The following is a 685-nucleotide window of genomic DNA, read 5'->3' as shown; positions in this document are numbered from 1 at the left end:
GAGGGGTAGCGTCAGGAATCGCTCTAGTTAGTCTGGGAAGAGGGTACGCTATATATAGCGTTCGTGCGTAAGTCCTGACAGTAATAGCGATCGCATTCCCAATACCCCAAATTTATCTATCTAAACTTGAACTAACTTCTGATTGTTTATAGAACCCATTTGATATCTTATAGGAAAAGAGATAAACTAAAGCAAAAATGCCTTATGCCAGCAGCCTGAGCGATCGAGAATGGGAGATCAATGAAACCGATTATTCACTAAAGCGCGAGCGATCGCTACCCGTTGTTTTTGTCCACCCGATAAGGCTGATGGTTTGGAATCTACTACGCGATCCGCCAATCCAAGTTGTGCCAATATATCGGCTGCTTTTTCGGCGGTAGCTTGAGCGGATTGTTTTGGTATTAAATCAACCGACATTTGAACATTTTGCCTAGCCGTAACAGACTCGCTGAGTTTTTGTTGTAAATTCTATTTTGACTTCTTTTTTGCTGTCAGAATACAAAGAGATGACAGAAAAAGCTTAAGCAATCTCTTCTGTCATCTCTCGCCAAACCCTCAAATCTGACACAAATTCTTAGCCAGATAAACCCAAGTCTATTCCTCTTCTTCAGCCTCCTCTCCAGCCTCTTCTTCAGCCTCTTCTTCAGCCTCTTCTTCAGCCTCTTCTTCAGCCTCCTCTTCAGCC

1 pseudogene is annotated in these 685 nt (G+C 43.2%); it reads right to left on the bottom strand.

The annotated features are described in order from the left end of the window. Window positions 1–237: 237 nt before the first annotated feature. Window positions 238–444 (bottom strand): annotated as a pseudogene (locus QUA71_RS27280) (ATP-binding cassette domain-containing protein); the annotation flags it as partial. Window positions 445–685: the final 241 nt, after the last annotated feature.

Source organism: Microcoleus sp. MON1_C5 (genome assembly GCF_036701875.1).
Lineage (GTDB): Bacteria > Cyanobacteriota > Cyanobacteriia > Cyanobacteriales > Microcoleaceae > Microcoleus.
Note: the sequence above shows the minus strand (reverse complement) of the source record. Positions and strands in the feature narration are given on the sequence as shown.